Annotated in this window: 26 protein-coding genes; 19 read left to right on the top strand and 7 right to left on the bottom strand. The window is 66.9% G+C overall.

Going from position 1 to position 25,628, the window contains the following annotated elements; all coding sequences use genetic code 11:
- Nucleotides 1-36 precede the first annotated feature (36 nt).
- Complete coding sequence (locus tag ACO05L_RS05395; RefSeq protein ID WP_421731147.1) at nucleotides 37-1,809, top strand: lytic transglycosylase domain-containing protein; 1,773 nt, start codon at nucleotides 37-39, stop codon at nucleotides 1,807-1,809.
- 12 nt (nucleotides 1,810-1,821) lie between these two features.
- On the opposite strand, the gene ACO05L_RS05390 is transcribed toward ACO05L_RS05395, so the two are convergent.
- Nucleotides 1,822-1,944, bottom strand: a complete 123-nt coding sequence (locus ACO05L_RS05390) for a hypothetical protein (RefSeq protein WP_421731146.1) — start codon at nucleotides 1,942-1,944, stop codon at nucleotides 1,822-1,824.
- A gap of 75 nt (nucleotides 1,945-2,019) precedes the next feature.
- Nucleotides 2,020-2,682, bottom strand: coding sequence for a glutathione S-transferase (locus ACO05L_RS05385; protein ID WP_421731145.1), 663 nt, complete (start codon nucleotides 2,680-2,682; stop codon nucleotides 2,020-2,022).
- Nucleotides 2,683-2,820: 138 nt separating this feature from the next.
- Between ACO05L_RS05385 and purB the strand changes: the two genes are divergently transcribed.
- The 6 genes from purB to ACO05L_RS05355 all read left to right on the top strand — a co-directional run bounded on the left by purB (nucleotide 2,821) and on the right by ACO05L_RS05355 (nucleotide 6,764).
- Nucleotides 2,821-4,119: an adenylosuccinate lyase gene (purB, locus tag ACO05L_RS05380; protein WP_421731144.1), complete on the top strand. Its 1,299-nt coding sequence runs from the start codon at nucleotides 2,821-2,823 to the stop codon at nucleotides 4,117-4,119.
- A 45-nt stretch (nucleotides 4,120-4,164) separates the two neighbouring features.
- Complete coding sequence (locus ACO05L_RS05375) at nucleotides 4,165-4,410, top strand: type II toxin-antitoxin system Phd/YefM family antitoxin (protein ID WP_421731143.1); 246 nt, start codon at nucleotides 4,165-4,167, stop codon at nucleotides 4,408-4,410.
- Nucleotides 4,397-4,684, top strand: a complete 288-nt coding sequence (locus tag ACO05L_RS05370) for a type II toxin-antitoxin system RelE family toxin (protein WP_421731142.1) — start codon at nucleotides 4,397-4,399, stop codon at nucleotides 4,682-4,684. The genes ACO05L_RS05375 and ACO05L_RS05370 overlap by 14 nt, the downstream gene beginning before the upstream one ends.
- Nucleotides 4,681-5,202, top strand: a complete 522-nt coding sequence (locus ACO05L_RS05365; RefSeq protein ID WP_421731141.1) for a DNA-deoxyinosine glycosylase — start codon at nucleotides 4,681-4,683, stop codon at nucleotides 5,200-5,202. Before ACO05L_RS05370 ends, ACO05L_RS05365 begins: the two co-directional genes overlap by 4 nt.
- A complete protein-coding gene (gene purU / locus ACO05L_RS05360) occupies nucleotides 5,199-6,038 on the top strand; it encodes a formyltetrahydrofolate deformylase (protein WP_421731140.1) in 840 nt (279 codons plus the stop codon). The genes ACO05L_RS05365 and purU overlap by 4 nt, the downstream gene beginning before the upstream one ends.
- Before the next feature lie 114 nt (nucleotides 6,039-6,152).
- On the top strand, nucleotides 6,153-6,764 hold the full coding sequence (locus tag ACO05L_RS05355; protein ID WP_421731139.1) for a fasciclin domain-containing protein: 612 nt from the start codon (nucleotides 6,153-6,155) through the stop codon (nucleotides 6,762-6,764).
- A 169-nt stretch (nucleotides 6,765-6,933) separates the two neighbouring features.
- Here ACO05L_RS05355 and ACO05L_RS05350 read toward each other — a convergent pair whose 3' ends face one another.
- Complete coding sequence (locus ACO05L_RS05350) at nucleotides 6,934-7,257, bottom strand: DUF1476 domain-containing protein (protein ID WP_421731138.1); 324 nt, start codon at nucleotides 7,255-7,257, stop codon at nucleotides 6,934-6,936.
- Between the two features lie 346 nt (nucleotides 7,258-7,603).
- Here ACO05L_RS05350 and purC point away from each other — a divergent pair, with 346 nt between their 5' ends.
- From purC to ACO05L_RS05320, 6 genes are all read left to right on the top strand, one after another.
- Nucleotides 7,604-8,362 (top strand): phosphoribosylaminoimidazolesuccinocarboxamide synthase, encoded by a 759-nt coding sequence (gene purC / locus ACO05L_RS05345; protein ID WP_421731137.1) that lies wholly within the window; start codon nucleotides 7,604-7,606, stop codon nucleotides 8,360-8,362.
- The gene (purS, locus tag ACO05L_RS05340) at nucleotides 8,362-8,598 is read left to right on the top strand and encodes a phosphoribosylformylglycinamidine synthase subunit PurS (RefSeq protein WP_421731136.1); all 237 of its coding nucleotides are present in this window, start codon (nucleotides 8,362-8,364) and stop codon (nucleotides 8,596-8,598) included. The genes purC and purS overlap by 1 nt, the downstream gene beginning before the upstream one ends.
- Nucleotides 8,599-8,654: 56 nt before the next feature.
- A complete protein-coding gene (locus ACO05L_RS05335; RefSeq protein ID WP_421731135.1) occupies nucleotides 8,655-9,128 on the top strand; it encodes a YbhB/YbcL family Raf kinase inhibitor-like protein in 474 nt (157 codons plus the stop codon).
- 126 nt (nucleotides 9,129-9,254) lie between these two features.
- A complete protein-coding gene (locus ACO05L_RS05330; protein WP_421731134.1) occupies nucleotides 9,255-10,466 on the top strand; it encodes an MFS transporter in 1,212 nt (403 codons plus the stop codon).
- A gap of 63 nt (nucleotides 10,467-10,529) precedes the next feature.
- Nucleotides 10,530-11,192 (top strand): phosphoribosylformylglycinamidine synthase subunit PurQ, encoded by a 663-nt coding sequence (gene purQ / locus ACO05L_RS05325; RefSeq protein ID WP_421731133.1) that lies wholly within the window; start codon nucleotides 10,530-10,532, stop codon nucleotides 11,190-11,192.
- Between the two features lie 31 nt (nucleotides 11,193-11,223).
- Nucleotides 11,224-12,045, top strand: coding sequence for a hypothetical protein (locus tag ACO05L_RS05320; RefSeq protein ID WP_421731132.1), 822 nt, complete (start codon nucleotides 11,224-11,226; stop codon nucleotides 12,043-12,045).
- Nucleotides 12,046-12,060: 15 nt separating this feature from the next.
- Here ACO05L_RS05320 and ACO05L_RS05315 read toward each other — a convergent pair whose 3' ends face one another.
- Nucleotides 12,061-12,333: a hypothetical protein gene (locus tag ACO05L_RS05315; RefSeq protein ID WP_421731131.1), complete on the bottom strand. Its 273-nt coding sequence runs from the start codon at nucleotides 12,331-12,333 to the stop codon at nucleotides 12,061-12,063.
- Between the two features lie 67 nt (nucleotides 12,334-12,400).
- The gene (locus ACO05L_RS05310) at nucleotides 12,401-12,802 is read right to left on the bottom strand and encodes a hypothetical protein (RefSeq protein ID WP_421731130.1); all 402 of its coding nucleotides are present in this window, start codon (nucleotides 12,800-12,802) and stop codon (nucleotides 12,401-12,403) included.
- Nucleotides 12,803-12,899: 97 nt separating this feature from the next.
- Between ACO05L_RS05310 and ACO05L_RS05305 the strand changes: the two genes are divergently transcribed.
- From ACO05L_RS05305 to purL, 3 genes are all read left to right on the top strand, one after another.
- The gene (locus tag ACO05L_RS05305; RefSeq protein ID WP_421731129.1) at nucleotides 12,900-13,697 is read left to right on the top strand and encodes a hypothetical protein; all 798 of its coding nucleotides are present in this window, start codon (nucleotides 12,900-12,902) and stop codon (nucleotides 13,695-13,697) included.
- A gap of 70 nt (nucleotides 13,698-13,767) precedes the next feature.
- Complete coding sequence (locus ACO05L_RS05300; protein ID WP_421731128.1) at nucleotides 13,768-14,442, top strand: hypothetical protein; 675 nt, start codon at nucleotides 13,768-13,770, stop codon at nucleotides 14,440-14,442.
- Nucleotides 14,443-14,453: 11 nt separating this feature from the next.
- On the top strand, nucleotides 14,454-16,676 hold the full coding sequence (purL, locus tag ACO05L_RS05295; RefSeq protein WP_421731127.1) for a phosphoribosylformylglycinamidine synthase subunit PurL: 2,223 nt from the start codon (nucleotides 14,454-14,456) through the stop codon (nucleotides 16,674-16,676).
- An 80-nt stretch (nucleotides 16,677-16,756) separates the two neighbouring features.
- Here purL and ACO05L_RS05290 read toward each other — a convergent pair whose 3' ends face one another.
- Nucleotides 16,757-19,522, bottom strand: a complete 2,766-nt coding sequence (locus ACO05L_RS05290) for a TonB-dependent receptor (RefSeq protein WP_421731126.1) — start codon at nucleotides 19,520-19,522, stop codon at nucleotides 16,757-16,759.
- A 137-nt stretch (nucleotides 19,523-19,659) separates the two neighbouring features.
- On the opposite strand from ACO05L_RS05290, the gene ACO05L_RS05285 reads away from it, so the two are divergent.
- The 3 genes from ACO05L_RS05285 to ACO05L_RS05275 all read left to right on the top strand — a co-directional run bounded on the left by ACO05L_RS05285 (nucleotide 19,660) and on the right by ACO05L_RS05275 (nucleotide 24,470).
- A complete protein-coding gene (locus ACO05L_RS05285; protein WP_421731125.1) occupies nucleotides 19,660-21,597 on the top strand; it encodes an isoaspartyl peptidase/L-asparaginase in 1,938 nt (645 codons plus the stop codon).
- Nucleotides 21,598-21,632: 35 nt separating this feature from the next.
- Nucleotides 21,633-22,085: an Lrp/AsnC family transcriptional regulator gene (locus ACO05L_RS05280; RefSeq protein WP_421731124.1), complete on the top strand. Its 453-nt coding sequence runs from the start codon at nucleotides 21,633-21,635 to the stop codon at nucleotides 22,083-22,085.
- Nucleotides 22,086-22,199: 114 nt separating this feature from the next.
- Nucleotides 22,200-24,470 (top strand): NADP-dependent malic enzyme, encoded by a 2,271-nt coding sequence (locus ACO05L_RS05275; RefSeq protein WP_421731123.1) that lies wholly within the window; start codon nucleotides 22,200-22,202, stop codon nucleotides 24,468-24,470.
- Nucleotides 24,471-24,490: 20 nt separating this feature from the next.
- Here the strand turns inward: ACO05L_RS05275 and ACO05L_RS05270 are convergent, their stop codons facing one another.
- Nucleotides 24,491-25,555: a cell wall hydrolase gene (locus ACO05L_RS05270; RefSeq protein ID WP_421731122.1), complete on the bottom strand. Its 1,065-nt coding sequence runs from the start codon at nucleotides 25,553-25,555 to the stop codon at nucleotides 24,491-24,493.
- Nucleotides 25,556-25,628: the final 73 nt, after the last annotated feature.

The following is a 25,628-nucleotide window of genomic DNA, read 5'->3' as shown; positions in this document are numbered from 1 at the left end:
GACGGGAGACGCGTTGCACGAGGGGGCCGCCGCCTGATGCTTTCCAACCGACGCCTCCCATTCGCGCCTCTCATCGCGCCCGCTTTGGCGCTCTGCCTGTCCGGGATCTCGGGCGCTGCGCTCGCACGCGAGGCCGAATCCTGGAGGCCGCTGGCGACATCGACGGCCGAGGCCGCCTCGGCTGAATCCACGTCAATCTCGGCCGAAGACGACACCGCCCCCCGCACCCTCAGCTCGGCGGATCGCCTCAGCTACACCACCGCCTTCGACGCCCTGCGGCGGGGCGACCTGGAGCTGGCCCGCGCCTCGGCTCGCCAGGCCAACGACCGCGTCCTGCTGGGCCAGGTCGAGTTCGAGCGCCTTTTCCATCCCGACTACGTCGCCACCTACGAGGAGCTGGCGGCCTGGCTCGAAGACTATTCCGGCCTGCCGAGCGCCGAGCGGGTCTATACCCTGGCCCTGCGCCGCCGCCCCGACGGCGCGCCCGAGCCGCGTCGTCCCGCCGGGATCGGCGGTCGCACATGGCAGAACGTCGTCGCAGCCGGCGGCGGCTCGACAGAAGACGACCCGGCCAAGGCGGCGCGGGTCATGCTGAACCACGACGACCTGAACAACGCCTATGTGACCGGCGTCCAGATCGGCGACTGGTGGACAGCCGCTCTGGCCGCCTATCGGATGAACGACTTCGCCCGGTCCTTCCAGGCGTTCGAGCGGGTCGCCGCTGATCCGACCGAGGATCCCTGGGTGCGCGCCGGAGCCGGGGTCTGGGCCGCCAAGGCCGCCGCCCAGTCGGGCCGCAACGACCGGGTTCAGCCCTATCTGCGCTTGGCCGCCCAGTGGCCCGCCACCTTCTATGGCCAGATCGCCCTGCGTCAGCTGGGCGAGGAGGCTGTGGTCCATAATCAGGGGCCCCGCCCCTATTCGGCCGGCGGTTACCAGCAAACCGCCTACGCCCCCGGCCAGGGCGCCCACGAGGATAGCGGCGTCGACGCCCACGAGCTGAATGCCTTCATCCAGAGCGATCCCCAGGCGCGGCGCACGGTCGCCCTGTACGAGGTTGGACGCCGCTCGGAATCCCGCACTGAGTTGACCGCAGGACTGCGCACCGCTGCGGGCGAGGCGCCTCGCCGGATGTGGCTGGGTCTGGCCCGGTCCCTGGGTCCGCGCGTGATGGCCAGCGACAACGACGTTCGCACCATCGACGCCAGCCGGTTCGCCACGCCCGATCTTCAGCCCGAGGGCGGCTTCACCGTCGAACGCTCGCTGGTCTATGCCCTGGCGCGCAAGGAGACGTCGTTCAATCCCGCAGCCCGCTCGGCCGTCGGCGCCTATGGGCTGATGCAGGTGATGCCCGGCACGGCCGCCGAGATGACCGGCGACCAGACCTTCGTCTCGCAACCGCAAAAGCTGCTGGAGCCGGGCGTGAACATGCGTCTGGGTCAGACCTACATCAATCGGATGCTGGCCCGTCCCGAGTTCCAGGGCGACCTGCTGCGAGCCGTGGCCTCCTACAACGCCGGTCCTGGCCCGATGCTGAACGCCCTGCGTCGCCTGGGCCCCAACCCGGACCCGCTGTTGCTCATCGAGACCATCGATGTGCCCCAGGCACGCGACTACGTGGAAAAGGTGGTTGCGGCCTATTGGGTCTATCAGCGGATGTTCGGCGGGCCGCTGAACACGCTCGACGCCGTGGCCTCGGGCGCGGGTCTGGTTCCCGTCAGCCTGGATTATGTCGCCCCGCCGCCTCAGGCACAGCCGGCGCTGGTCCCTGCCATGGCCCTGCTGACCGCAACCAGCGGCGGGCGCTGAGCGCCTTCAGGCCTAGAGAATGCTGGCGATCAGTGAGGCGCTGATACAGCAGGCGATCAGAAGGCCGAACGCATAGCGGCCCACGGTCTGCCCGGGGGCCTCTACGGCGACGACCTGAGACGACTGTTCCGACATTTCGATCTCCCGGGATTGTCCGATCCCGAGCTCCAGATAACGCGGTTTCGCTTAAATCTCGGTTCGCGGAACGGGTTAACGCGAAGCCACGCCCGCCAACGCCTGTTCCGACCATTCCAGAAAGTCCGGCTGGGCCAGCAGGGTCGCGACATAGGCGGTGGCCACGCCGTCCGCGTCGCCATGGGCGGCCAGGTCGATCTGGTAATGACGGATGCGCGCGGCGACCGGGGTGAAGAAGGCGTCGGGCACCGACCAGTCGCCGAACAGATAGTCTCCGCCCGCCCCGAACCGCGTCCGCATCTCGACCCACAGGCTGACCAGACGCCGGATATCGGCGGCGACGGCCTCGCCCTCGGGCGGCGGACTGCGCTCAGGCCCGACCATAGGATGGCCCGGGTTCATCGTACAGGCGGTGCGCAGGGCCGAGAACCCGCCGTGCATCTCGCAGGCCGCCGACCGGGCCAGCCAGCGGGCGTGCGCGTCAATGGGCCAGAGTCTGACCTGCGGATACCGCTCTGCGCACCAGACCGAGATGGCCATGGAATCCCAGATGGTCTCGCCCTCCACCCGCAACACCGGCACCAGGCCGGTCGGCGAGACGGCCAGCATCTCGGCGTGACCTTCAGCCGTGTTGAAGTCGAGTTCGCGCACGGCGAAGTCGCCGGTGCAGCGCTTCAACACCAGCCAGGGGCGCAGCGACCAGGTCGAGAACAGGCGGGGACCGATGATCAGTTCCATGGTGGCTCCTTTTGCGAATGCGTCAGGCTTCATAGGGCCTGGAGCGGGGTCGGGGCCAGCGCCGCGAGACCGAGTTCGCCGCGCCAGGCTACAAGCTGCGCTTGACTCAACGGCCCCCTCGACCGACACGCACGGCCCATGATCATTCGTTATTCCCGCCCCGAAGCCGTCGCCATCTGGTCTTCCGAGACCAAGTACAAGATCTGGTTCGAGATCGAGGCCCACGCCGCCACCAAGATGGCCGAGCTGGGCGTCATCCCCACCGAGGCCGCCGAAGCCATCTGGGCCAAGGGTGAGAACGCCGCTTGGGACAGCGACCGCATCGACGAGATCGAGCGCACCACCAAGCACGATGTCATCGCCTTCCTGACCCATGTGTCGGAAACCGTCGGCGAAGAAGCCCGCTTCCTTCACCAGGGCATGACGTCTTCCGACGTGCTGGACACCTGCTTCTCGGTCCAGCTGGTGCGCGCGTCGGACCTGCTGATCGCCGGCGTCGATCGGGTTCTGGCCGCGCTGGAGGCCCGCGCCAAAGAGCACAAATACACCCCGACCGTGGGTCGTTCGCACGGCATCCACGCCGAGCCGGTGACCTTCGGCCTCAAGCTGGCCGGCTATCACGCAGAGTTCCAGCGCGCCAAGCGCCGTCTTGAGACCGCCAAGGAAGAGATCGCCACCTGCGCCATCTCGGGCGCCGTGGGCACCTTCGCCAACGTCGATCCGGCGGTTGAGCAATACGTCGCCGACAAGATGGGCCTGCAGGTCGAGCCGGTCTCGACCCAGGTCATCCCGCGCGACCGCCACGCCGCCTTCTTCGCCGCCCTCGGCATCGTCGCTTCGTCGATCGAGCGCCTGGCGGTCGAGATCCGCCACCTGCAACGCACCGAGGTGCTGGAAGCCGAAGAGTTCTTCGACAAGGGCCAGAAGGGCTCGTCGGCCATGCCGCACAAGCGCAACCCCATCCTGACCGAGAACCTGACCGGCCTGGCCCGTCTGGTGCGCTCGTCGGTCGTGCCGGCGATGGAGAACGTCGCCCTATGGCACGAGCGCGACATCAGCCACTCCTCGGTCGAGCGCGGTATCGGCCCGGACGCCACCATCCACCTCGACTTCGCCCTGAACCGCCTGGCGGGCGTGATCGAGCGCCTGCTGGTCTATCCCGAGAACATGCAGAAGAACCTGGATAAGCTGGGCGGCCTGGTCCACTCGCAGCGCGTCCTGCTGGCCCTGACGCAACTGGGCCAGTCGCGCGAGGACAGCTACGCCGCCGTCCAGCGCAACGCGATGAAGGTCTGGCGCGGCGAAGGCAACTTCCTCGACTTCCTCAAGGAAGACCCCGAGGTCATCGTGCCCGACGCCGACCTCGAGGCCCTTTTCGACCTCGGCTATCACACCAAGCACGTCGACACCGTGTTCCAGCGGGTGTTCGGCGCCTAACCCATACGGCTTGAAAAAAGGTACGAGAAATCGTATCTTTTTTTCATGCAACGTCTCGCCGCCCAGATTGCCGTCAGCGTCTCGGACCTGAAAAAGAGCCCGAGCGCCGTCCTGGATGGCGCCGATGGAGAGACCGTGGCTGTGCTGAATCACAACCGGGTCATGGCCTATATGGTGCCGGCTGCGACCTATGAGGCGATGATGGATCGGCTGGACGACCTGTCTCTGGCTGACACGATCCGGGCTCGCGCAGACGAACAGCCCGTGCGCGTTTCCCTTGATCAGCTTTGAGCTTCAGTTCCTGCCTTCGGCGCTAAAGGAATGGACCAAACTGGGCGCTTCGGTCCGCGAGCAACTGAAGAAGAAGTTGGCTGAACGATTGGTCGCACCCCGCGTGCCCAAGGACGCCCTTCACGGCCTGCGCGATCACTACAAGATCAAGCTGCGAAGCGCGGGTTACCGCCTCGTCTATCGGGTCGAAGAGCAAACCGTGACCGTTACGGTCGTCGCCGTCGGCAAGCGCGAGGGTGGCGCGGTCTATGACACTGCGGGCAAGCGTCGGTGACGTCGGTTCGCAAGGCCGCGTTCGACCCCGTCGTCGACGCCCGCACCCGCCTGCTGATTCTGGGCAGCCTGCCCGGCGACGCCTCGCTGAAGGCGGCCCAGTATTACGCCCATCCCCAGAACGGCTTCTGGCGGCTGATCGGCGGCGTGGTCGGCCGTGATCTGGCCACCCTGCCCTATCCCGACCGGCTGGAGGCGCTGAAGGCGTCGGGCGTGGGCCTGTGGGACGTGATCGCCTCTGCCGAGCGGCCCGGAAGTCTGGACACCGCCATCCGGTCGCCCGAGGCCGCCGACCTGCGCGGCCTGATCGACAGCCTGCCTGAGATCAAAGCCGTCGCCTTCAACGGCGCCACGGCGGCCAGGACGGGTCGGCGGGTGCTGGCCGGGATCGCTGAGAGCATCGCCCTGATCGACCTGCCCTCCTCCAGCGCCGCCCATGCACGTCCGCTGTCGGAAAAGGCCGCATCATGGTCCATACTGCAGCGCTACCTCCCCGACAGCCTGCCAGACCGATCATGATCCTGACCCTATCCTGCCCCGACCGGCACGGCATCGTCGCCGCCGTGTCCGCCTTCCTGTTCGAGCGGGACTGCAACATCTCCGACGCCCAGCAGTTCGGCGACGCCAGTTCGGACACCTTCTTCATGCGGGTGGTGTTCGAGCCCGTCCAGGGCGATGCGCCCGACGCGATTCGCACGGCCTTCTCACAGGTGGCGACGCGGTTCGACATGGACTGGACGCTGCGAGGGCCAGAACCGCGCAAGGTCATGATCCTGACCTCGAAGTTCGATCACTGTCTGGCGGACCTTCTATACCGCTGGCGCATCGACGAGTTGCAGATGCAGGTGACTGCCGTCGTCTCGAACCACCCGCGCGACCAGATCGGCCATGTCGACCTGGGCGACCTGCCATTCCACCACCTGCCCATGACCGGCGACAAGGCGGCGCAGGAGGCTCTCCTGTTGAAGCTGATCGCCGAAACCGGCACCGAACTGGTCGTGCTGGCGCGCTACATGCAGATCCTGTCCGACGATCTGGCCGGACAACTGGAGGGGCGCTGCATCAACATCCACCACTCCTTCCTGCCCGGCTTCAAGGGGGCCAAGCCCTATCACCAGGCTCATGCGCGCGGCGTGAAGGTGATCGGGGCCACCGCCCACTATGTCACCGGCGATCTGGACGAGGGTCCGATCATCGACCAGGACGTGGAGCGGATCAGCCACCGCGACACGCCCGAGGACCTGATCCGCAAGGGCCGCGACATCGAGAGGCGCGTGCTGGCCCGCGCGGTGCGGTTCCACCTGGAGGACCGCGTTCTGCTGCACGGAACCAAGACCGTGGTCTTCGCCGACTGACCCAATCTCGGCCGTAGTCGGTGCGGCAAAATCGTCGGGCCATGCATCCATTCATGGTCGGGAACAGTATTCCTCAAGGAGCCGCCGTCCGAGCGGCCATTGAGGAGACCTTCGATGAACACCCGCATGATGCTTATGGCCGTATCGGCCGCCGCCCTGATGGGCGTCGCCGCCTGTAACCAGGCCGAGACCCCCGCGCCCGCCACGCCTGCCGAATCGTCCATGGCGCCGGCCCCGACGACCGACCCCGTGGTCGGCGGCGCGGCAATGAGCCCCAACGACACCATCGTCACCAACGCCGCCAAGGCGTCCAACCTGACTACCCTGGTCAGCGCCGTTCAGGCCGCCGGCCTAGCCGAGACCCTGGGCGGAACCGGTCCCTTCACCGTCTTTGCACCCGACAACGCCGCCTTCGAGAAGATCCCAGCCGCCACGCGTGAAGGCCTGATGGCGCCCGCTGGAAAGGCGGCCCTGACCAAAATCCTGACCTATCACGTCGTGCCCGGTCGTCTGACCGCAGCCGACCTGGCCAGCCAGGCGACGGCGAACGGCGGCAAGGCTGAACTGACGACGGTCCAGGGCGACACCCTGACCGCCTCGGTCAATCCCGACGGATCGGTCACCCTGACCGACGCCAAGGGCGGAATGTCACGCGTAACCCAGGCCGATGTCATGCAGTCGAACGGCGTCGTGCACGTCATCGACACCGTCGTGATGCCGAACTGATTTTTCGAGTGAACCAAATGCGCGGCGCCGCATTCTAGAGAGGCGCAAGACGCAAAACTTCGGGTGAGGCTATCCCCCCAGCCCCCGAAACGAAGGGCCGCACTTTCCCCCGAGTGCGGCCCTTTTTCATGTCTGGAAACGGACGGCGGCCGCAGCCGCCATCAAAGACTTATTCGCCGGCGCGGATCTGGTCGCGGGCGAAGGAAGCCAGTTCGTCCATCTTGGAGCGAATTTCGCCTTCGGAAACGGTCAGGCCGGCGCCCTTGAAGTCGCCAGCGACCTTGCGGAAGACATCCTCGTCGCCGGGCTGCTCGAAATCGGCGCGGACGACGGCCTGGGCGTATTGCTCGGCGCTATCGGGCGACAGCTCCATCTTCTCGGCCGCCCACAGTCCCAGCAGCTTGTTGCGGCGGGCCATGGCCTTGAATTCCTGATCCTGATCGAGGGCGAACTTGGCCTCGTAGGCTTTTTCCCGATCATCGAAGGTCGTCATAGGCGGTCGCAAGCTCCTGGCGCGGGCCAGAAACGCGGCTCGCAGACCGCCGTCTATATCCCCCGCGTGGGGCAAGGCAACTGACAACCGCTGACGCCCGCCCTTATCACCCGCCGCGTGGCCCGTCCGCCGCGGCGCGCGCCACATATGGATGCCGCCCGCCGCCTGTACGGCCCTGGTTCGTTGTATCGAGGGCCGCCTTCGGCTAATGGGTGGGCGCGACAGACACCCCCGCCAGCCCGATTCCAAACCCTTGCGTCCAGACCCGATATTCTGGCCGTGCGATTTTCGTTTCCGGCCAAGGCGATCAGCTCTCCCCGCAAGGGATACGGACCAGAAGTTCGAGATGAACACCAAGCGCAAGAAGATCTACGAAGGCAAGGCCAAGATCCTGTACGAAGGACCCGAGCCCGGCACCCTGATCCAGTATTTCAAGGACGACGCCACCGCCTTCAACGGCGAGAAGAAGGCCCAGCTCGAGGGCAAGGGCGTCATCAACAACCGCATCAGCGAGTTCGTGATGAGCCGCCTGAACGGCATCGGCGTCACCAACCACTTCATCAAGCGCCTGAACCTGCGCGAACAGCTGATCCGCGAAGTCGAGATCATTCCGCTGGAGGTCGTGTGTCGCAATGTGGTCGCCGGCTCGCTGGCCACGCGCCTGGGCCAGGAAGAGGGCACGCCCCTGCCCCGCTCGATCATCGAATTCTATTACAAGAAGGATGAGCTCAACGACCCGATGGTCACCGAAGAGCACATTACGGCGTTCAACTGGGCCTCGACCCAGGAGATCGACGACATCCTGGCCACCACCGTGCGCGTGAACGACTATCTGTCGGGCATGTTCGGCGCCGTCGGCATCACCCTGATCGACTTCAAGATCGAGTTCGGCCGCATCTGGGAGAACGACTTCAGCCGCGTGATCCTGGCCGACGAGATCAGCCCGGATTCCTGCCGCCTGTGGGATACCGCGACCGGAGCCAAGATGGACAAGGACCGGTTCCGCCGCGACCTGGGCGACGTGATCGAGAACTATACCGAGGTGGCCCGCCGCCTCGGCATCATGAAGGACATGCCGACCGTGATTCAGGGGGGACTGCACTGATGGCCAAGGTGAAGGTTCATGTCTTCCTGAAGCCCGGAGTGCTGGACGTTCAGGGCAAGGCCGTCGAAGGCGCCCTGCAGGGCCTGGGCTGGCCCGGCGTCGCCAACGCCCGCGTCGGCAAGCTTATCGAGTTCGATCTCGACGGCGCCGAAGACCCCCAGGGTGAAGCCAAGAAGATGTGCGAACAGCTCCTAGCCAACACGGTGATCGAAAGCTACCGCATCGAGATCGCTTGATCGCAACCGTCGCGGACTGCGATCCGTTTTCTCGCTGAACCCCGACTGGAGCGACCATGACCTTCACCCTCACCTCCACCGACGTCACGGACGGCGGCGTGCTGGCCGACGCCCAGGTCAAGGCCAAGGGCAACGCTTCGCCGCATCTGAGCTGGTCGGGCGCGCCCGAGGGCACAAAGAGCTATGCCGTCACCTGCTATGATCCCGACGCCCCCACGGGCTCGGGCTTCTGGCACTGGACCGTGGCCAACATCCCCGCCGACGTGACCGAGCTGAAGACCGGCGCATCCTCGGACGGCCTGCCCAAGGGCGCGGTTGAGGGTCGCACCGACTATGGCGCGCCCGGCTTTGGCGGCGCTGCTCCGCCGCCCGGGCACGGGCCGCACCGCTATATCTTCACCGTCTTTGCGGTGGACGTGGAGGCCCTGGACGTGACGCCCGACAACTCGGGCGCCGTGTTCGGCTTCAACCTGCATTTCCACACCCTGGCCAAGGCGTCGATCACAGCGACCTACGAGAACCAGGGCTGAGGGTCATCGACGTTCCTGAACGTTGATAACATAACTTGATCGGCTCCGGCGGGGGTCACGGTTGATCCCGCCGCCGCCGCGCCTATCTTGCAGCGCAACAATCGTTTTTTGCGGCGCAGCAGAACCATGGCTACCGACACCACCTGCTCTGACGCCATCGGCGCGCAAACGCCGTTGGGCGTGGATCGCAAGGCGGTGGCCCTTGTGCTGCTGGCGCTGGCCGTAGGCGGCTTCGCCATCGGCGTCGCCGAGTTCGCGGCCATGAGCGTCCTGCCAGACTTCGCCGCCGACCTGGGCGTCAACGCCCCCATGGCCGGTCACGCCATCAGCACCTATGCCCTGGGCGTCGTCGTCGGCGCGCCTCTGCTGGCGGTTCTGGGCGCCCGGGTGGCGCGGTGGAAGCTGCTGGTCGGCTTCATGGGCCTGTTCGCCATCGGCAACGGCCTCAGCGCCCTGTCGCCGTCTTTCGAATGGATGCTGGTCTTCCGCTTCTTCAGCGGCCTGCCGCACGGAGCCTATTTCGGCGTGGCGTCCCTGGTCGCAGCCTCGGTCGTGCCCCTGGCCTATCGGACCCGCGCGGTGTCCACGACCCTGCTGGGGCTGACCGTGGCGACCCTGCTGGGCGTGCCGGTGGCCACCGCCGTCAGCCAGAGCTTTGGCTGGCGCTGGACCTTTGTCGGCGTCGCCGTTCTGGCGGTCCTGACCATGAGCCTGATCGCCCTGTTCGCTCCGCGCGACCGGGTACTGGCTGGCGCCAGTCCTCTGCGTGAACTGGGCGCGCTGAAGCGTCGCCAGGTCTGGCTGACCCTGGGCATCGGCGCGGTCGGCTTTGGCGGGATGTTCGCCGTCTATGCCTATCTGGCCTCGACCCTGAAAGAAGTAACCGGCGTCAGCGCACAGGCCATCCCCTGGGTCTTCGCCGTGTTCGGCGTCGGCATGCTGGCCGGCAACCTGATCGGCGGCTGGGCGGCCGACCGTTTCGGCATGAAGGCCGGCGCCGTCATGCTGATCTGGAGCGCCATCGTCCTGGCCCTGTTCTCCATCGCCGCGCCCCACCTGTGGGCCGTGCTGATCGTCATCGTCCTGATCGGCGCAGGGCTGGGCCTCGGCCCGCTGTTGCAGACCCGGCTGATGGATGTGGCGGGCGACGCCCAGACCCTGGCGGCGGCTATGAACCACTCGGCCTTCAACACCGCCAACGCCCTGGGCCCCTTCCTGGGCGGGCTGGCCATCGCGGGCGGACTGGGCTGGGGTTCGACCGGTCTGGTCGGTTCCGGCCTGGCCTTGGGCGGCCTGGCGGTCTGGGCCTGGGCCATGTGGGACGCGCGCCGCAGCTAGGCTGCGTAACTCCGGACGTCCGACCCCTGACAGCCCGAATGAATCCTGCTAGAGGCCCGGCCCATGAGCGCAGCCGTCATCGTCTATCCGGGTTCCAACTGTGATCGCGACTGCAAGGTCGCCATCGAACGCTCCACCGGCGAACGGGTGGAGATGGTCTGGCACCAGGACACAACCCTGCCCGACGGGCTGGACCTGATCGTCCTGCCGGGCGGCTTTTCCTATGGCGACTACCTGCGTTGCGGGGCCATGGCGGCGCAGTCGCCGATCATGCAGGCCGTGAAAAAGGCCGCTGACGACGGGGTCGCCGTGGTCGGCATCTGCAACGGCTTCCAGATCCTGTGCGAGGCCGGAATGCTGCCGGGCGCCCTGCTGAAAAACGCCGGGCTGAAATACGTCTGCAAGCCCATCGCCCTGGAAGTCGCCAACGGCCAGACCCGCTTCACCGCCGGCTATCAGGGCCAGCGCGAGGTCGTCATGACCCAGGGCAATGGCGACGGCAACTATTTCGCCGAGCCCGAAACCCTGGCCCGTGTCGAGGGCGAGGGCCAGGTCGTGTTCCGCTATGTCGACAATCCCAACGGCTCGATCGCCGACATCGCCGGCATCCAGAACGCCCGCGGCAACGTCCTCGGCATGATGCCCCACCCCGACCGCGCCTTTGAGGCCGAGCTGGGTTCTGCCGACGGCGCGACCCTGTTCCGCAGCGTGATGGACGCGGCTTGACCTCTACCGTGAGTTGAGTGGAAATGAGGGCATGAAACACATCCCGCTGCTCGCCTGCCTGCTACCAATAACAGCCTCCCTGGTGCCCGCATCAGCCGTCGCACAAGATGGCGGGGTCGCGGAAAACTGGACCGTAACGCGCTTGCGGAGCCAAGAGACGGTGATCGCCGCAACCTCCTTTGACAACGGCATCACCGTGATGTCGCGCTGCATGAACAATGTGTTCGGCCTGGTCATGATGGGCCTGCCACCTGTCCAGGCCGGCGTGATGTCACGCCCCCTGACCTTGATTGTCGGCGATGAGGAAGAGAAGTCTTACATCTGGAACGTCGCCGCCGCCGACCCTGGAACGGCGCTAAGCCGCGTTCCGGCCGTGCTTGCGCGACGCTTGGCTAAAGGCGGTCGCATGCAGATCATCGTTCCGGCCGAAGCGGGCGGTCGGAGGACTCGCTATATTGTCGAACTCCCTGCATCGGGCTCTGGCGTCAACGAAACTCTATCCCGCTGTGGTCGCCCTCTCGAAGATCCGCGCGACGATAGGCTGATCGGCGACGGCGCAAACATGGCAAAAGGTTATGTATGGCTGCGTCAGCCCCGGCCCGAGTTCCCCGCGCCGACAGTGCATGGAGCCACCAACGGCGGACTGGCAACGCTGTCTTGTGACGTGCTGGTGACCGGGCGGGTTACGGATTGTCAGGTTGAAGACGAGTTTCCAGTGGGGTTCGGATTTGGCCAGGCCGCACGTCGGGCCGCCGCCCAAGCTTTGATCGGCCAAACCGATGAAGCCAGAGCCGATGGGCAACCATTTGAGCCCGGCCGCATCCTGTTCAGCACAACCTTCATGCTACGCTAGCTGGCGCCGAACAGTTTACGCCTCGCTGGTCGAGCTCAGCTGCTCTTCGTCATCCTTGGCGCCCTGAACGCCGACGCTCTGGTCCAGCGCGTCTTCGTCGCCAGCGTTGATGGAGACGCCGTCGGGGCTGTCGCTGTCCTCGTCGGGGGTGACGACGCCGCCGGGGTCGCGCTGGGCGGCCAGTTCGCGGGCGCCGACGCCCAGGCCCTGTTCGATGGCGCGGTTGGCGTCCACGTCGCTGGTTTCGAAATGAGGAGATTCTTCGGGAGGCGTAGTCGGATCGGCCATGACGTGTTCCTTCGGTTGCTGTGACATCAACCGGCGGACGCCGACCCAGTTCCGCCAGCCTTGAGCCTCAGCGACGCAGCAAGGGCTCGAGACTGGCCCGCGACAGGGGGCGAAAGACGTAAAACCGGCCATCCAGCGTCAGGGTCACCTCATGCGCCTGAGGGCGTTGCAGCAGGGCCGGATCGTCGGCCGCGACAGCGCGGCCCGAGGCGATGTCTCGGGCATCCAGCGTCAGTTCGGCAGGACGGCGCCCCTCTGTCGCCAGAGCGCGCAGAAACCCGTTCACCTCATTCGCCTGCTGGGCGGCGCTCTGCGCCAGCATGACCCGCTGCCAGGCGCTGACGACAGACGGGTTGGTGGTCCGGGCGCCGGTAGCGGCCACTTGGGCGCTGACCGTCGTGGCCGGGACCGGCGCAATGGCAAGGACGGCGGCCAGGGTCAGGCAGATCGGAATCGCGCGTGTCGGCATGACGCCAGTGAACGACCCCGGGCCACAGCGTGCAACCGCCGAATGAACCTAAAGGCCAAGCTGGACGTATAAGCTCCGTCTTTGAACCGGAGCCGTCATGTCATCCGTCGCCCGCCCCACACCCGCCCAGCAGACGCGACGCGTCGTTGTCCTTTGCGCCGCCCTGTTCTCGATCCTGATGGCCTACGGCCAGATGGGCCTGGGCTGGGGCCAGAGCGCGTCGGAATTCTCGGCCGACAGCGACACGACCCTGAAGGTCGCCGGCTTCGCCTTCTCGATATGGGGCGTGATCTATCTGGGACTGCTGGCCTATGCGGTGCGGCAGGTGTTGCCCCAGACGGGCGAGAGCGATCTGATCGGCGCTATGGGCTGGCCCTCGGTTCTGGCCTTCATCGGCATCGGCCTTTGGATCGTTGCGGCTGCGATGGACTGGGAAGTGGCCACCATCGTCCTGATCTTCGGCTCGCTGACCGTCCTGCTGATACCGCTTCTGACCTATGCTGGCCGGATTCGCAGCCTCGATATGAAGGCGCGTGATCGCTGGCTGGTGGTTTGGCCGCTGAGCCTGCTGGCCGGGTGGCTGACCATCGCCTCGCCGGTAAACCTGCTGACGGTCGCGACCGGCAATGGGGATCTGCCCGCCCTAGCGACCCCGACCATGTGGGCCGTGATTGCGGTCGTCGTCGTCGCCGCCCTAGCTTTGGGAGTCACCGCCCGGATTCGGACCATGGCCTATTCCCTGCCGATCTCGTGGGGCCTGCTGGGAGCCTTTGTCGCCGAGCAACCGCGCAACGCGCCCCTCGCCTGGACCGCGCTGCTAGCTGCGGCCGTGATCCTGGTCGGCGCCGTGATCCTGTCTTTCGGACTGAAGCGCGGCGTCGCGCGTTCCGACTGATCCCGTAACGAAATCGCTGCGGCAATGTGACGAGATTGCGACGCGAGGGATATCCGCCTAAGCCCGAAACATGACCATTTTCGCCAGGCTCAGGCCGGACCCGCTTTTCCTGTTCTGGCTGGCTGTGGGGGTGGGGGTGACCTTCGCCTTTTCCATCGGCGGGGCCGCCGCCCTGGGGTTCGAAGGCTCGGCCATCGAAAACGGGCCGCAGGAAAATCTCGAGATCGCGCTGCTGGTGGTCGCCGCGCTGACGTTTTCGGGCGCCGCCCTGGTGGGCAAGGGACCGGGCGCTCCCGTGCTGATGCTGCTGGGCGCGATCTTCGGCCTGATGGGTCTGCGCGAGTTCGAAACTCCGATCGACAATGATTTCCTGGCCTATCTGGCCGGCCATCCGGTTCGCATTCACTGGGCCACGTTGACCCTGGCCCTGACAGCGTTCCTGGCGTTTCGAGACCGCCGCTGGAGCCCGATCCAGCATCTGCGGGGAACCGGCCCTGCCTGGCTTCCCCTGATCACCGCCGCCCTGATCGTCGTCTTGGGCTCGTTTGCCGAGAAGGCCTCGGGCGCCGCGCCAGAGGGCACCCACATCCATGATCTCATGGAATGGCTGGAGGAGACGTTCGAGGTCTGCGGCTATCTGGTCGCCGCGGTCACAGCCGGCTGGATGTGGCGCCTGCGCCGCCGGCCTGAGGATCAGACCCCGAATGACGCCGATGGGATTACCTTCGAGCCCGAGTCCCGCTAGAAGCCGGGGCCATGACCGCCCCCAGCACCACCCCCGAAAAGACCATCGCCCAACTGGCCGAGGAATACGGCCTGAGCCCCTCCGAATATCAGGTCGTTCTGGACCGGCTGGGGCGTGAGCCCAACCATCTGGAACTCGGCGTGTTTTCGGTGATGTGGTCCGAGCACTGCTCGTACAAGTCGTCCAAGATCCATCTGGGCAAGTTCCCGACGACCGGGCCGCGCGTCATCTGCGGACCCGGCGAGAACGCCGGCGTCATCGACATCGACGACGGCGACGCCTGCATCTTCAAGATGGAAAGCCACAACCACCCCTCCTTCATCGAGCCCTATCAGGGCGCGGCGACGGGCGTGGGCGGCATCATGCGCGACGTCTTCACCATGGGCGCGCGCCCGGTGGCCCTGCTGAACGCCCTGCGTTTCGGCGACGTGACGCATGAAAGGACCAAGCGCCTGGTCAAGGGCGTGGTCTCGGGCATCGGCGGTTACGGCAACTGCGTCGGCGTGCCGACGGTCGCCGGCGAAACCAACTTCCACAAGGGCTACAACGGCAACATCCTAGTCAACGCCATGTGCGTCGGCTTGGCCAAGGCGGACAGCATCTTCTACTCGGCCGCGCCGGGCGCCGGCATGTCGGTGGTCTATTTCGGCTCCAAGACCGGACGCGACGGCATCCACGGCGCGACCATGTCCTCGACCGAGTTCGACGACGAATCGGAATCCAAGCGCCCCACCGTCCAGGTCGGCGATCCCTTCGCCGAGAAGCTGCTGATCGAAGCCACGCTGGAGCTTATGGCCTCGGGCGCCGTCGCGGCGATCCAGGACATGGGCGCCGCGGGCCTGACCTCGTCGTCCGTCGAGATGGCGGGCAAGGGCGGCGTCGGCATCGAGCTGAACATGGACGCCGTGCCTCAGCGCGAAACCGGCATGTCCGCCTATGAGATGATGCTGTCCGAAAGCCAGGAGCGGATGCTGGCGGTGCTGAAGCCGGGCCGCGAACAGGACGGCTATCGCATCTTCGAGAAATGGGGTCTGGACGCCGCCGTCATCGGCATGACCACCGACACCGGCCGCCTGATCCTGAACCACCATGGCGAGGTCGTCTGCGACGTGCCCCTGGCCCCGCTGTTCGACGACGCGCCCCTGTATGATCGCCCCTGGGTCCAGCCCGAGCTGCATCCGCGCCTGGCGCCGGCCGAGGTTCCGGCCCCGACGAACTGGGCCGACGCGGTGATGAAGGTCATCGCCTGCCCCGACATGGCCTCCAAGCGCTGGATCTGGGAACAGTACGATCGCCACGTCATGGCCGACACGCTGCAGGACTCGGCCACCGGCGCCGACGCCGGCGTGGTCCGGGTCCATGGCACGGACAAGGGTCTGGCCGTCACGTCCGACTGCACCCCCCGCTATGTCCAGAACGACCCCTATGAGGGTGGCAAACAGTGCGTGGCCGAGGCCTGGCGCAACCTGACCGCCGTGGGCTCGCAGCCCATCGCCATCACCGACAACCTGAACTTCGGCAACCCGCAGCGGCCCGAGATCATGGGCCAGATCGTGCGCGCCATCGACGGCATGGCCGAGGCCTGCCGCGAGCTGGACTTCCCGGTCGTGAGCGGCAACGTGTCGCTCTATAACGAGACCAATGGCGTCGCCATTCCGCCGACCCCGACCGTCGGCGCCGTGGGCCTGTTGAGCAACTACGACGTGACCGTCGGCTTCTCGGGCATGGTCGCGGGCGAGAGCCTGGTCCTGATCGGCGAGACCCACGGCGAGCTGGGCGCCTCCATCTATCTGCGTGAAGTGCTGGGCCGCGAGGACGGCGCCCCGCCCCCCGTCGACCTGAAGCTGGAGCGCAAGACCGGCGACTTCGTGCGCGGCCTGATCGAGGCGGGCGACCTGACCGTCGTCCACGACCTGTCGGACGGCGGGCTGATCGGCGCAGCGGCCGACCTGGCCCTGGCCTCGGACGTCGGCGTGACCCTGGACGCGTCCAGCGCCGCCCACGCCCACATCCTGCTGTTCGGAGAGGACCAGGCCCGTTACCTGGTCGCCGTGACCGACGCCGAGGCCCTGATCGCCAAGGCGCGCGAGGCGGGTCTGCACGCCTCGGTCGTGGGTCAGGCGGGCGGCGACGCCTTCGCCTCTGGCCACCAGGGGACCGAACTGTTCAGCATCCCCATGGCCCACCTGCGCGAATGGCACGAAGGCTGGATGCCGGCCTGGATCGAGGGCTGACACCCACCCCAACCCGATAATGAAAGGGCCGGCGTTCCTGCGAACGCCGGCCCTTTTGTCGTTGTGGCTCTAGGCCGCCGTCAGAGAGGCGAGCCGCCCAGCTTGTAGGTCAGCTGGAAGTAGAAGCTGCGGCCGACAGAGTCGAACCACGAGATGTCGTAGTAGGGATAGGCGCTGTAGGTCGGATCCTTGACCGGTTCCTCGTCGAACAGGTTGTTGATCGTCGCCGACAGGCGGACGTGGTCGGTCAGTTCGTACTGGGCCGAGGCGTTGAACAGCCAGCTGTCCGAGATGTAGGCGTCCTCGTCGTAGTTGGGCAGTTCACCCAGGTACTGGCCTTGCAGCGTCGCGGTGACGCGGTCCAGGTTCCAGCTGACGCTGGCCGTCCCCTTGTCGCTCGGGATGTAATAGCCGCTGTCAAAGGCCAGCTTGTCGATGACCGGATCGCCCGGATATTGCTGGAAGGTGTGCTCGTCGACCCAGGTGTAGGACAGCGAGACATTGAACTCGCCGATCTTTTCGGTCGGGATGCGCAGGCGGGCTGCGAAGTCCACGCCCGAGGTGGTTTCCTCGGCGATGTTGATCGGGTTGGTGAAGACGCCGATCAGCGTGCCGCCCGGCGACCGCTCGACACGGGCGACGGCGTCGACGCAGGTCGGCGAGGTCGGGTCGACCGTGGTGCCGCCCTGGGTCTGGCCGATACGGCAGTCGGCTTCGTCACGCAGGATCGAATCCACGCTCATGTCGCGGACCTGGTTGGTCAGCTCGACGCGGAAATAGTCGACCGACAGCGACAGGTTGCGAACCGGCTGCCAGACCACGCCGCCGTTGAAGGATTTCGAGGTTTCCGGCTCCAGATCGCGGTTGCCGTTGCGGTGAGCGACGATGCCCTCGCCCGAATAGGAGCAATCGCCGATATCCTCGTCGGGCTCCTCGGTGCGGCAACGGAAGTAGTCGTCGCCGGACGGGTGGGTGTTGCCCGGCCCCGAGAAGACGTAGTGCAGATCGGGCGCCCGGAAGCCGGTGCCATAGGCGCCGCGCAGCATCAGGGTGCTGATCGGGCGATATTCCAGCCCGACGTTGTAGGTGTATTCGCCGACATCCTTGCCGCCGAACTTGTAGTTGTCGTAGCGGCCAGCGGTGCTGAATTCGAGGTTGCTGAGCACCGGCACGCGGGCCTCGTAACCCACGCCCCAGTGGTCGCGCTCGCCCTGGCCGTCCGAGTCGATGAGGCCGTAATAGTAGGGCGTCAGGGCCAGCGGATCGGGGTTCAGGTCATAGCTCTGGGTGCCTGCCTCGATCACGGCGGCAAAGCCGACCGGCCCGGCGGGCAGTTGGAACAGTTCGCCATTGGTGATGCTGGCCGAGACGCTGTCGGTCTGGGACTTGGGCTTGTAGACCGCGTCCTGCGAAATCAGGTCGTATTCGGCCTCGGTCAGCGGCTGATAAAGGCGCGCCGCGTCGGCGCCGACCGCGAAGATCGGCAGGCCGTCGGCGTCCACACCCAGTTGGTCGCCCAGGAAGAACTGGTTGGCGACGCTGGCGATGATCTGCGGGAAGCGGACCTTCGAGCGGTATTCGGCGTGGTTGTAGGCCAGTTCATAGCCCCACTGGTCGCGCGCGCCGAAGGTGCCCTTGATCCCAGGGGTGATGGTGAAACTGTCCGAGCGGTTGCGGGTGAAGCCCTTGGACAGGCCGCCCATTTCCTCGGGCGTAAACTGGCGCTGCCAGCCTTCGATCAGGCCGGTGTCGGCGTTGACGAACAGGTCGTTCTCGCTGCCGTCCGCATCCTGATAGGACCAGGACTGGACGTCGGAGAACAGCTTCAGATCGCTGTGGCTGTATTGCAGGTCCAGGAACAGCTCAGCCCGGTCGTTGAGCGTATAGCCCATGGCCGCATAGGTGTTCACGCTCTGGCGTTCGCTCAGGATCGTGCCGTAGCCGATCGACTCGTTCGAGCCGCAGAACATGCCGTAGCGGGGACGGTTGGCGTAATAGATGGTGCCGCCGTTCAGTCCGCCCAGGGCGTCGCAGGTCGCCTTGCCCGGATCGATATAGTCGACATATTCGTCGTAGCGAAGGAAGTCGCGGCGGGCCAAGGGCACTTCGGTCGTCGGGCTGTCCGCCGTCGAGTCCTGGATCAAGCGGTCATAGGCCCAGAGCGGCTCCTGGTTCAGGAACTCGACCCCCACCACGCCGTGGAAGGCGCCGCGTTCCCAGCCGGTGGTGACCGTGAACCGCTGCGACTCGCCGCCGCCGTCCTCGGTCAGGCCCGTGCGGAAATCGAAGCGCGTGCCGTCAGCCGATTTCTTGAGCACGAAGTTGACGACCCCGGCGATGGCGTCCGAGCCATAGACGGCCGAGGCGCTGCCGCTCAGCACCTCGACCCGCTCGATCAGGCCCACCGGGATGTTCGACACGTCGGTGAAGTTGCTCTGGCCCTGGAAGGGCAGAGGGAAGTCCGCGATGCGGCGACCGTTGACCAGCACCAGGGTGTGGTTGGGGCCGAGGCCGCGCAGGTCGACCTGTTGCGCGCCCGGCGTGAAGGAGGCGCCCGAGAAGGACTGCTGGCTCTGGGTCTCGCCACCGTTCTGCGTTACGGCGCGCAGCAGGTCCGGCACACTCTGATAGCCGTTGCGCAGGATGTCTTCCGACGTGATCGTGGTGACGGGGGCTGGCCCCTCGGTGTCGATCTGGCGCGGGATGCGCGAGCCCAGGACGACGACTTCGCCGACGTCGGAGGCCTGATCCTGAACCTGGGGTGCGGGCGTCTGGGCCGCCGCCGCGAGCGCGATCAGGCTGGAGCCTGCGCTCAGCGCGCCCATGATTGACTTGACGTACCGCATGACAACTCCCCTGCCTGTTCGAAGTCACAATGCGGTCACTTTCCAACTTTTTGAAGCATGAAAATGTCCGATCGTATCGCCTGCCACGACGAACTGTGTCCTTATGGCTTTTCAACCACAGGCCTGAGGGACGATTCATGCGGTTCGCTTTGTTCGCTTTCCTGAGCGTCTTCGCGCTTTTCCTCGGCCTTGCGCCCGCTGAGGCCGCCAGGGCCTCAGACACCGGCTATACCTATTTCGAGATCGGGGATGTCTCGGCCCCCACGCCGCACGCGACCGAGCCGGGCCTGATGCTGATGGGCGGCGGCGACTGGTCCTATGACGCCTGGCGCTGGTTCCTGGCCCAGGCGGGCAACGGCCATATCGTCATCCTGCGCGCCTCGGGCGACGCCGAGGCGGGTGAGGAGATCTATCGCCAGATCGGCGGCGCGACCTCGGTCCAGACCGTGATCTTCGATGACAGGAAGGCCGCCGAGGACCCGCGCATCCTGGCCATGCTGGACCGTGCGGACGGCATCTTCCTGGCTGGCGGCGACCAGTCCAACTACGTCAACTTCTGGAAGGGCACCTCGGTCCAGAAGGCGATCAACGATCATGTCGCGCGCGGCCGCCCGGTGGGCGGCACCAGCGCCGGCCTGGCGATCATGGGGGCCGTCGGCTACGGCGCCATGGACGGTGGCAGCGTCGACGCCATCCGCGCCCTGCGCGATCCGACCGGCCCGGCGGTGACCATGGTCGGCGAGTTCCTGCACATGCCGCGCATGGAGCACGTCGTCACCGACACCCACTTCACCGCCCGCGATCGCCTGGGCCGTCTGATCGCCTTCGTGGCCCAGGTCCGCGCCGCCAATGACCCCCAGGCCATCGGCATCGGCGTGGATGAGGACGGCGCCCTGTGCGTCGACAAGGACGGCGTCGGCCGCTTCTACACCGCCAGCCGCGGCTATGCCTGGCTGGTCCAGCCCGAGGGCGTCGCGACCCTGAGCGCGGGCCAGCCGCTGGACTATCCGGCCGTGCGCGTCACCACCCTGGGGACCGAGGGCCGCATCGACCTGAAGACCATGACGATCACCGATCCGGTCTTTGAAGGCACGGCCTCGGTCGTCGCCGGTCGGTTGCTGAACGTCCCCGTCGATCCTCACGCCCCCTGGTCCCTGGCCATCCACGGCGGCGCCGGCGTGATCGAGCGCGGCTCCCTGACGCCAGAAGCCGAGGCGGCCTATCGCCAGGGCTTGCAGGCCGCGCTGGACGCCGGCTCGGCGGTCCTGTCGAACGGCGGAACCAGCCTGGACGCAGTCGAGGCCACCGTCCGGGTGCTGGAAGACAATCCCCTGTTCAACGCGGGCAAGGGCGCCGTCTTCAACGCGGACGGCGTGAACAATCTGGACGCCTCGATCATGGACGGGGCCTCGCGCAACGCCGGCGCGGTCACCGGCGTGACCCGCACCCGCAACCCCGTAAGCCTGGCCCGCGCCGCCATGGAACGCTCGGGCCGCCTGCTGCTGTCCGGTCCCGGCGCCGACGAGTTCTCGCGCCTGCAAGGCCTGGAACAGGTCGATCCGTCCTACTTCCGCACCGAGCGCCGCTGGCAGGAATACCAGGAATGGCGCCGGACCCAGAACGCCTCCATCGACCCGACGCACCGCTATGGCACGGTCGGCGCCGTCGCCCTGGACAAGCTGGGGCATCTGGCCGCCGCCACCTCGACCGGCGGCCTGACGGGCAAGCAGTGGGGTCGGATCGGCGATTCACCCATCATCGGCGCCGGCACATACGCCGCCGATGGCGTCTGCGCCGTCTCGGCGACGGGTACGGGCGAATACTTCATCCGCACCTCGGCGGCGCGTCAGGTCTGCGACCGCGTGGACTGGAACGACCAGTCGATCCAGGAGGCCGCCGACGACACCATCTATGACATCGGCGAGATCGGCGGCGACGGCGGCCTGATCGCCATGGACGGCGACGGCGAGGTGGCCTTTTCCATGAACACCGAGGGCATGTACCGTGGCGCGGTCAGCTCGTCCGCCCCGGCCCGCGTCGAGATCTACGCCGACGAAGGCCGGCCCCAACCCTGAGCGGACACGGACACGCAACCGACACGGAGCGCCCGATGGCCAAGACCCAGGACCGCAACGATCTGGACGAGACCGATGTGCAGCTGCTGGCGCTGCTGCGCGAGGACGCCCGGCGTCAGGTCTCGGTCCTGGCCGCCGCGACCGGGGTCTCTCGGGCGACGGTCTATACCCGCATCGGCCGGATGGAGCAGCAGGGCGTCATCGACGGATATACCGTGCGCGTCGGCACGGATTACGACCGCAGCCTGGTCCGCGCCCATGTGATGATGAAGCTGTCGCCCAAGTTGACGGCCGAGACGGAAAAGGCCCTGGCCGCCATACCCGAACTGTCGGCGTTGTATTCCATCAGCGGCGAGAACGACCTGATCGCCATGATCGAGGCCGTCGATCTGGAAGAGCTGGACAAGCTGATCGACGTGATCGGGATGCTGGACGGCGTGGAAAAGACCACCTCCTCGATCATCCTGTCGACGCGCATCCGCCGCTGAAGTCAGCCCTGCGGCCTTATAGATCGGTGAAATCAGCCCATCGCACTGGCGATAGGGGCCATCGAGACGCTATGGCTCCCTCGGCTCCGGCGCGGGAGCCAAAAGGACAGGATCATGGACGAAGATTTCCGCAAGGCCGCACTCGATTATCACCGCCTGCCCCGGCCGGGTAAGCTGGCCATCGAGGCGACCAAGCGGATGGCGACCCAGCGCGACCTGGCCCTGGCCTATTCCCCCGGCGTCGCCGCGGCCTGCGAGGCCATCGCCGCCGATCCCGACACGGCCCGCGACTACACCGCGCGCGGCAATCTGGTGGCGGTCATCACCAACGGCACGGCGGTGCTGGGTCTGGGCAATATCGGCCCCCTGGCGTCCAAGCCGGTGATGGAGGGCAAGGCCGTCCTGTTCAAGAAGTTCGCCGGCATCGACGTGTTCGACATCGAGGTGGACGCCGACGACCCCGAACTGTTCATCAGCACCGTCGCGGCGCTGGAGCCGACCTTCGGCGGCATCAACCTGGAAGACATCAAGGCGCCCGAGTGTTTCGAGATCGAACGGCGCCTGCGCGAGCGGATGAAGATCCCCGTCTTCCATGACGACCAGCACGGCACGGCCATCGTCTGCGCCGCCGCCGTGGTCAACGCCCTGGTGCTGCAGGGCAAGCAGCTGTCCGAAGCCCGCCTGGTCACCTCGGGCGCGGGGGCTGCGGCCCTGGCCTGTGTGGACCTGCTGGTGTCGATGGGCCTGCCGGTCGACAACGTCACCCTGACCGACATCAAGGGCGTGGTTCACGCCGGGCGCGATCCCGGCATGGAGCCCAACATGGCCCGCTATGCGCGCCAGACCGACGCCCGCACCCTGGCCGAGGTCATCGCCGGCGCAGACATCTTCCTGGGCCTGTCGGCGCCGCGCGTGTTCAAGCCCGAGTGGCTGCCTCTGCTGGCGCCCAATCCGCTGATCCTGGCCATGGCCAATCCGGAGCCCGAGATCCTGCCCGAACTGGTGGTCGAGGCTCGTCCCGACGCCATCATGGCCACGGGCCGCAGCGACTATCCGAACCAGGTCAACAACCTGCTCTGCTTCCCCTTCATCTTCCGGGGCGCACTGGATTGCGGCGCGACCGAGATCAACGAGGCGATGAAGATCGCGGCGGTCGAGGCCATCGCCGCCCTGGCCCGCGCCGAGCCCTCCGACGTGGCGGTTCAGGCCTATGGCGGCGCCGTGCCCCTGTTCGGCCGCCAGCACATCATTCCCAAGCCCTTCGACCCGCGCCTGATCCTGGAGATCGCGCCCGCCGTGGCCAAGGCCGCGATGGACAGCGGCGTCGCCGCCCGGCCGATCGCCGACCTGGACGCCTATCGCCGCGACCTGGAGCGGTTCGTCTATCGCTCGGGCCAGCTGATGCGGCCCCTGGTCGAGAAGGCCAAGACCCTGTCGCGCAAGGTCGCCTATGCCGAGGGCGAGGACGACCGCGTGCTGCGTGCGGTCCAGACCGTGGTCGACGACGGCATCGCCCGCCCCGTCCTGGTCGGTCGCCGCACGGTGATCGAGCGCAAACTGGTCGAACTGGGCCTGCGGCTGAAGCTGGATCACGACGTCGAACTGTTCGATCCGTCGGTCGAGAGCCCTGTGCTGGAGGCCATGGACGCCCAGTACCAGGCCAAGGTCGGGCGGCGCGGGGTTCCGCCCCTGGCCGCGTCCCGACGGGTGCGCCGCCAGCCGACCGTGACGGCCTCCATGCTGTTGCAGGCCGGGTTGGTCGACGCCGCCATCGTCGGCGGGACCGGCGACTGGTGGCAGCACATGAGCCACGCCCTGCCGATCATCCGGCCTGCGCCGGGCGTGCAGCGGGTCTATGCCATGTCGGCCCTGATCCTGGGCAATGGCGCCCTGTTCTTCACCGACACCCACTGCACCGTCGATCCGACCGCTGAACAGGTCGCCGAGATGACCCTGCACGCCGCCGCCGCCGTGCGCGGCTTCGGCGTCACGCCCAAGGTGGCGCTGTTGTCCCACTCCAGCTTCGGCGCCTCGTCCTCGCCCTCGGCGCGCAAGATGCGACAGGCCCTGACCCTGGTGAAGGCGGCCTCGCCCGAGCTTGAGGTGGACGGCGAGATGCACGCCGACGCCGCCCTGTCCGAGGCCCTGCGGACCCGGTTGATCGGCGACAGCGCCCTGACCGGCTCGGCCAACCTGCTGGTCATGCCCAATCTGGACGCGGCCAACATCGCCCTGACCCTGCTGGGCGCGGCGACCGAGGCCCTACTGGTCGGGCCCATCCTGCTGGGTCTGGAAAAGCCGCTGCACATCCTGGTGCCGGCTGTCACCGCACGCGGCATCGCCAACATGACCGCCGTCGCGGTTGCCGGGGTGGCGGAGACCTAGAACCCCGGCCTCTGCGGTCCCTACCAGCCGCTCGGCGTGGCGATGCGCGAGCGGCGGCGCGGGCGGGTCTCGCCCTGGCTGGTCAGGGGATTCATCACGGGCGCAGGGGCCGCAGCCACAGGTTCGGACGCCGCAGCCTGGGGCTCGACCGGCACGAAGGTCACCGCCATCGGCGGGGCTGGCGGCAGGGCGGCGACGATCAGAGGCGGCGTCGCCAGGTCTTCTTCGAGAACCAGCTCGGGCATGATCTCCAGCGGCGTCGACAGGGCCGCCATCTTGGCGATCACAGGCTCGGTTCCGGCGTGCTGCTTGTTGAAGGCGAACGGCAGGCCCCATCCACCCGCCCAGCGATAGAAGATATGGGTGCCGATCTGGCGCATCTTGACCAGCCGAGGCGCCCAATAGGGGGCGACCCAGTCGGTGTGATAGTGGGTCGCCATGCCGACACCCGCCGCGACCGAACCATTCAGGGCCGCCGCTGCGACCGCCTTGGCCCGCGCCCATCCCTCGACCGAAGGCGTGCGGCCCATGGCGCCGTCGCAGGTGAAGCTGAACTGACAGCCGGTCGTCCGCTCCGATCCCTGGAACACCACGCCGCATACAGTCGCCGGATAGGCGGGATGATGCATACGGTTCAGCACCACCTGCGCCACCGCCGCCTGCCCTTCCGGGGTCTCGGACGCCGCCTCGTAGTAGATGGCCGTCGTCAGGCAATCCAGCGCGCGGGAATAGGCCTCGATATTGTCGGGCGCCATGATGAAGGGTTTGGCCGCCAGGATAGGCAGGGTTGAAAACGGGATCCCGGCATTGAAGACGCGGGCGTCGTCCTCCGACAGATTGCGCAGATCCTCGGGCGCCAGGGTGAAGTCGCCGGTTCCCAGCACCTGGGCGGGCGGCACGGCGGCGGCGGTGGGCGAGACGGTGGACAGCTCGGCCAGAACCTGAAGCCTCTGCTGGATCAGCATGGCCGTGACGACGAACAGGATCAGCAGAATGCCGAAGACCGCGACCGACAGGGGGGCCCATACGGTCTGGACCGCGCGCAGGACCAGGGCGAGGCCCTTTTCCCAAGCTCGCACCGTCATCGGCCGCTCGATCGCGTTGTCTATCGCCGTCAATTGTCGCCCCTGGGAAACCCCGTTCGCCATAAACGTCTTA

It is taken from the genome of Brevundimonas sp. (assembly GCF_965227765.1).
Classification (GTDB): domain Bacteria; phylum Pseudomonadota; class Alphaproteobacteria; order Caulobacterales; family Caulobacteraceae; genus Brevundimonas.
Note: the sequence above shows the minus strand (reverse complement) of the source record. Positions and strands in the feature narration are given on the sequence as shown.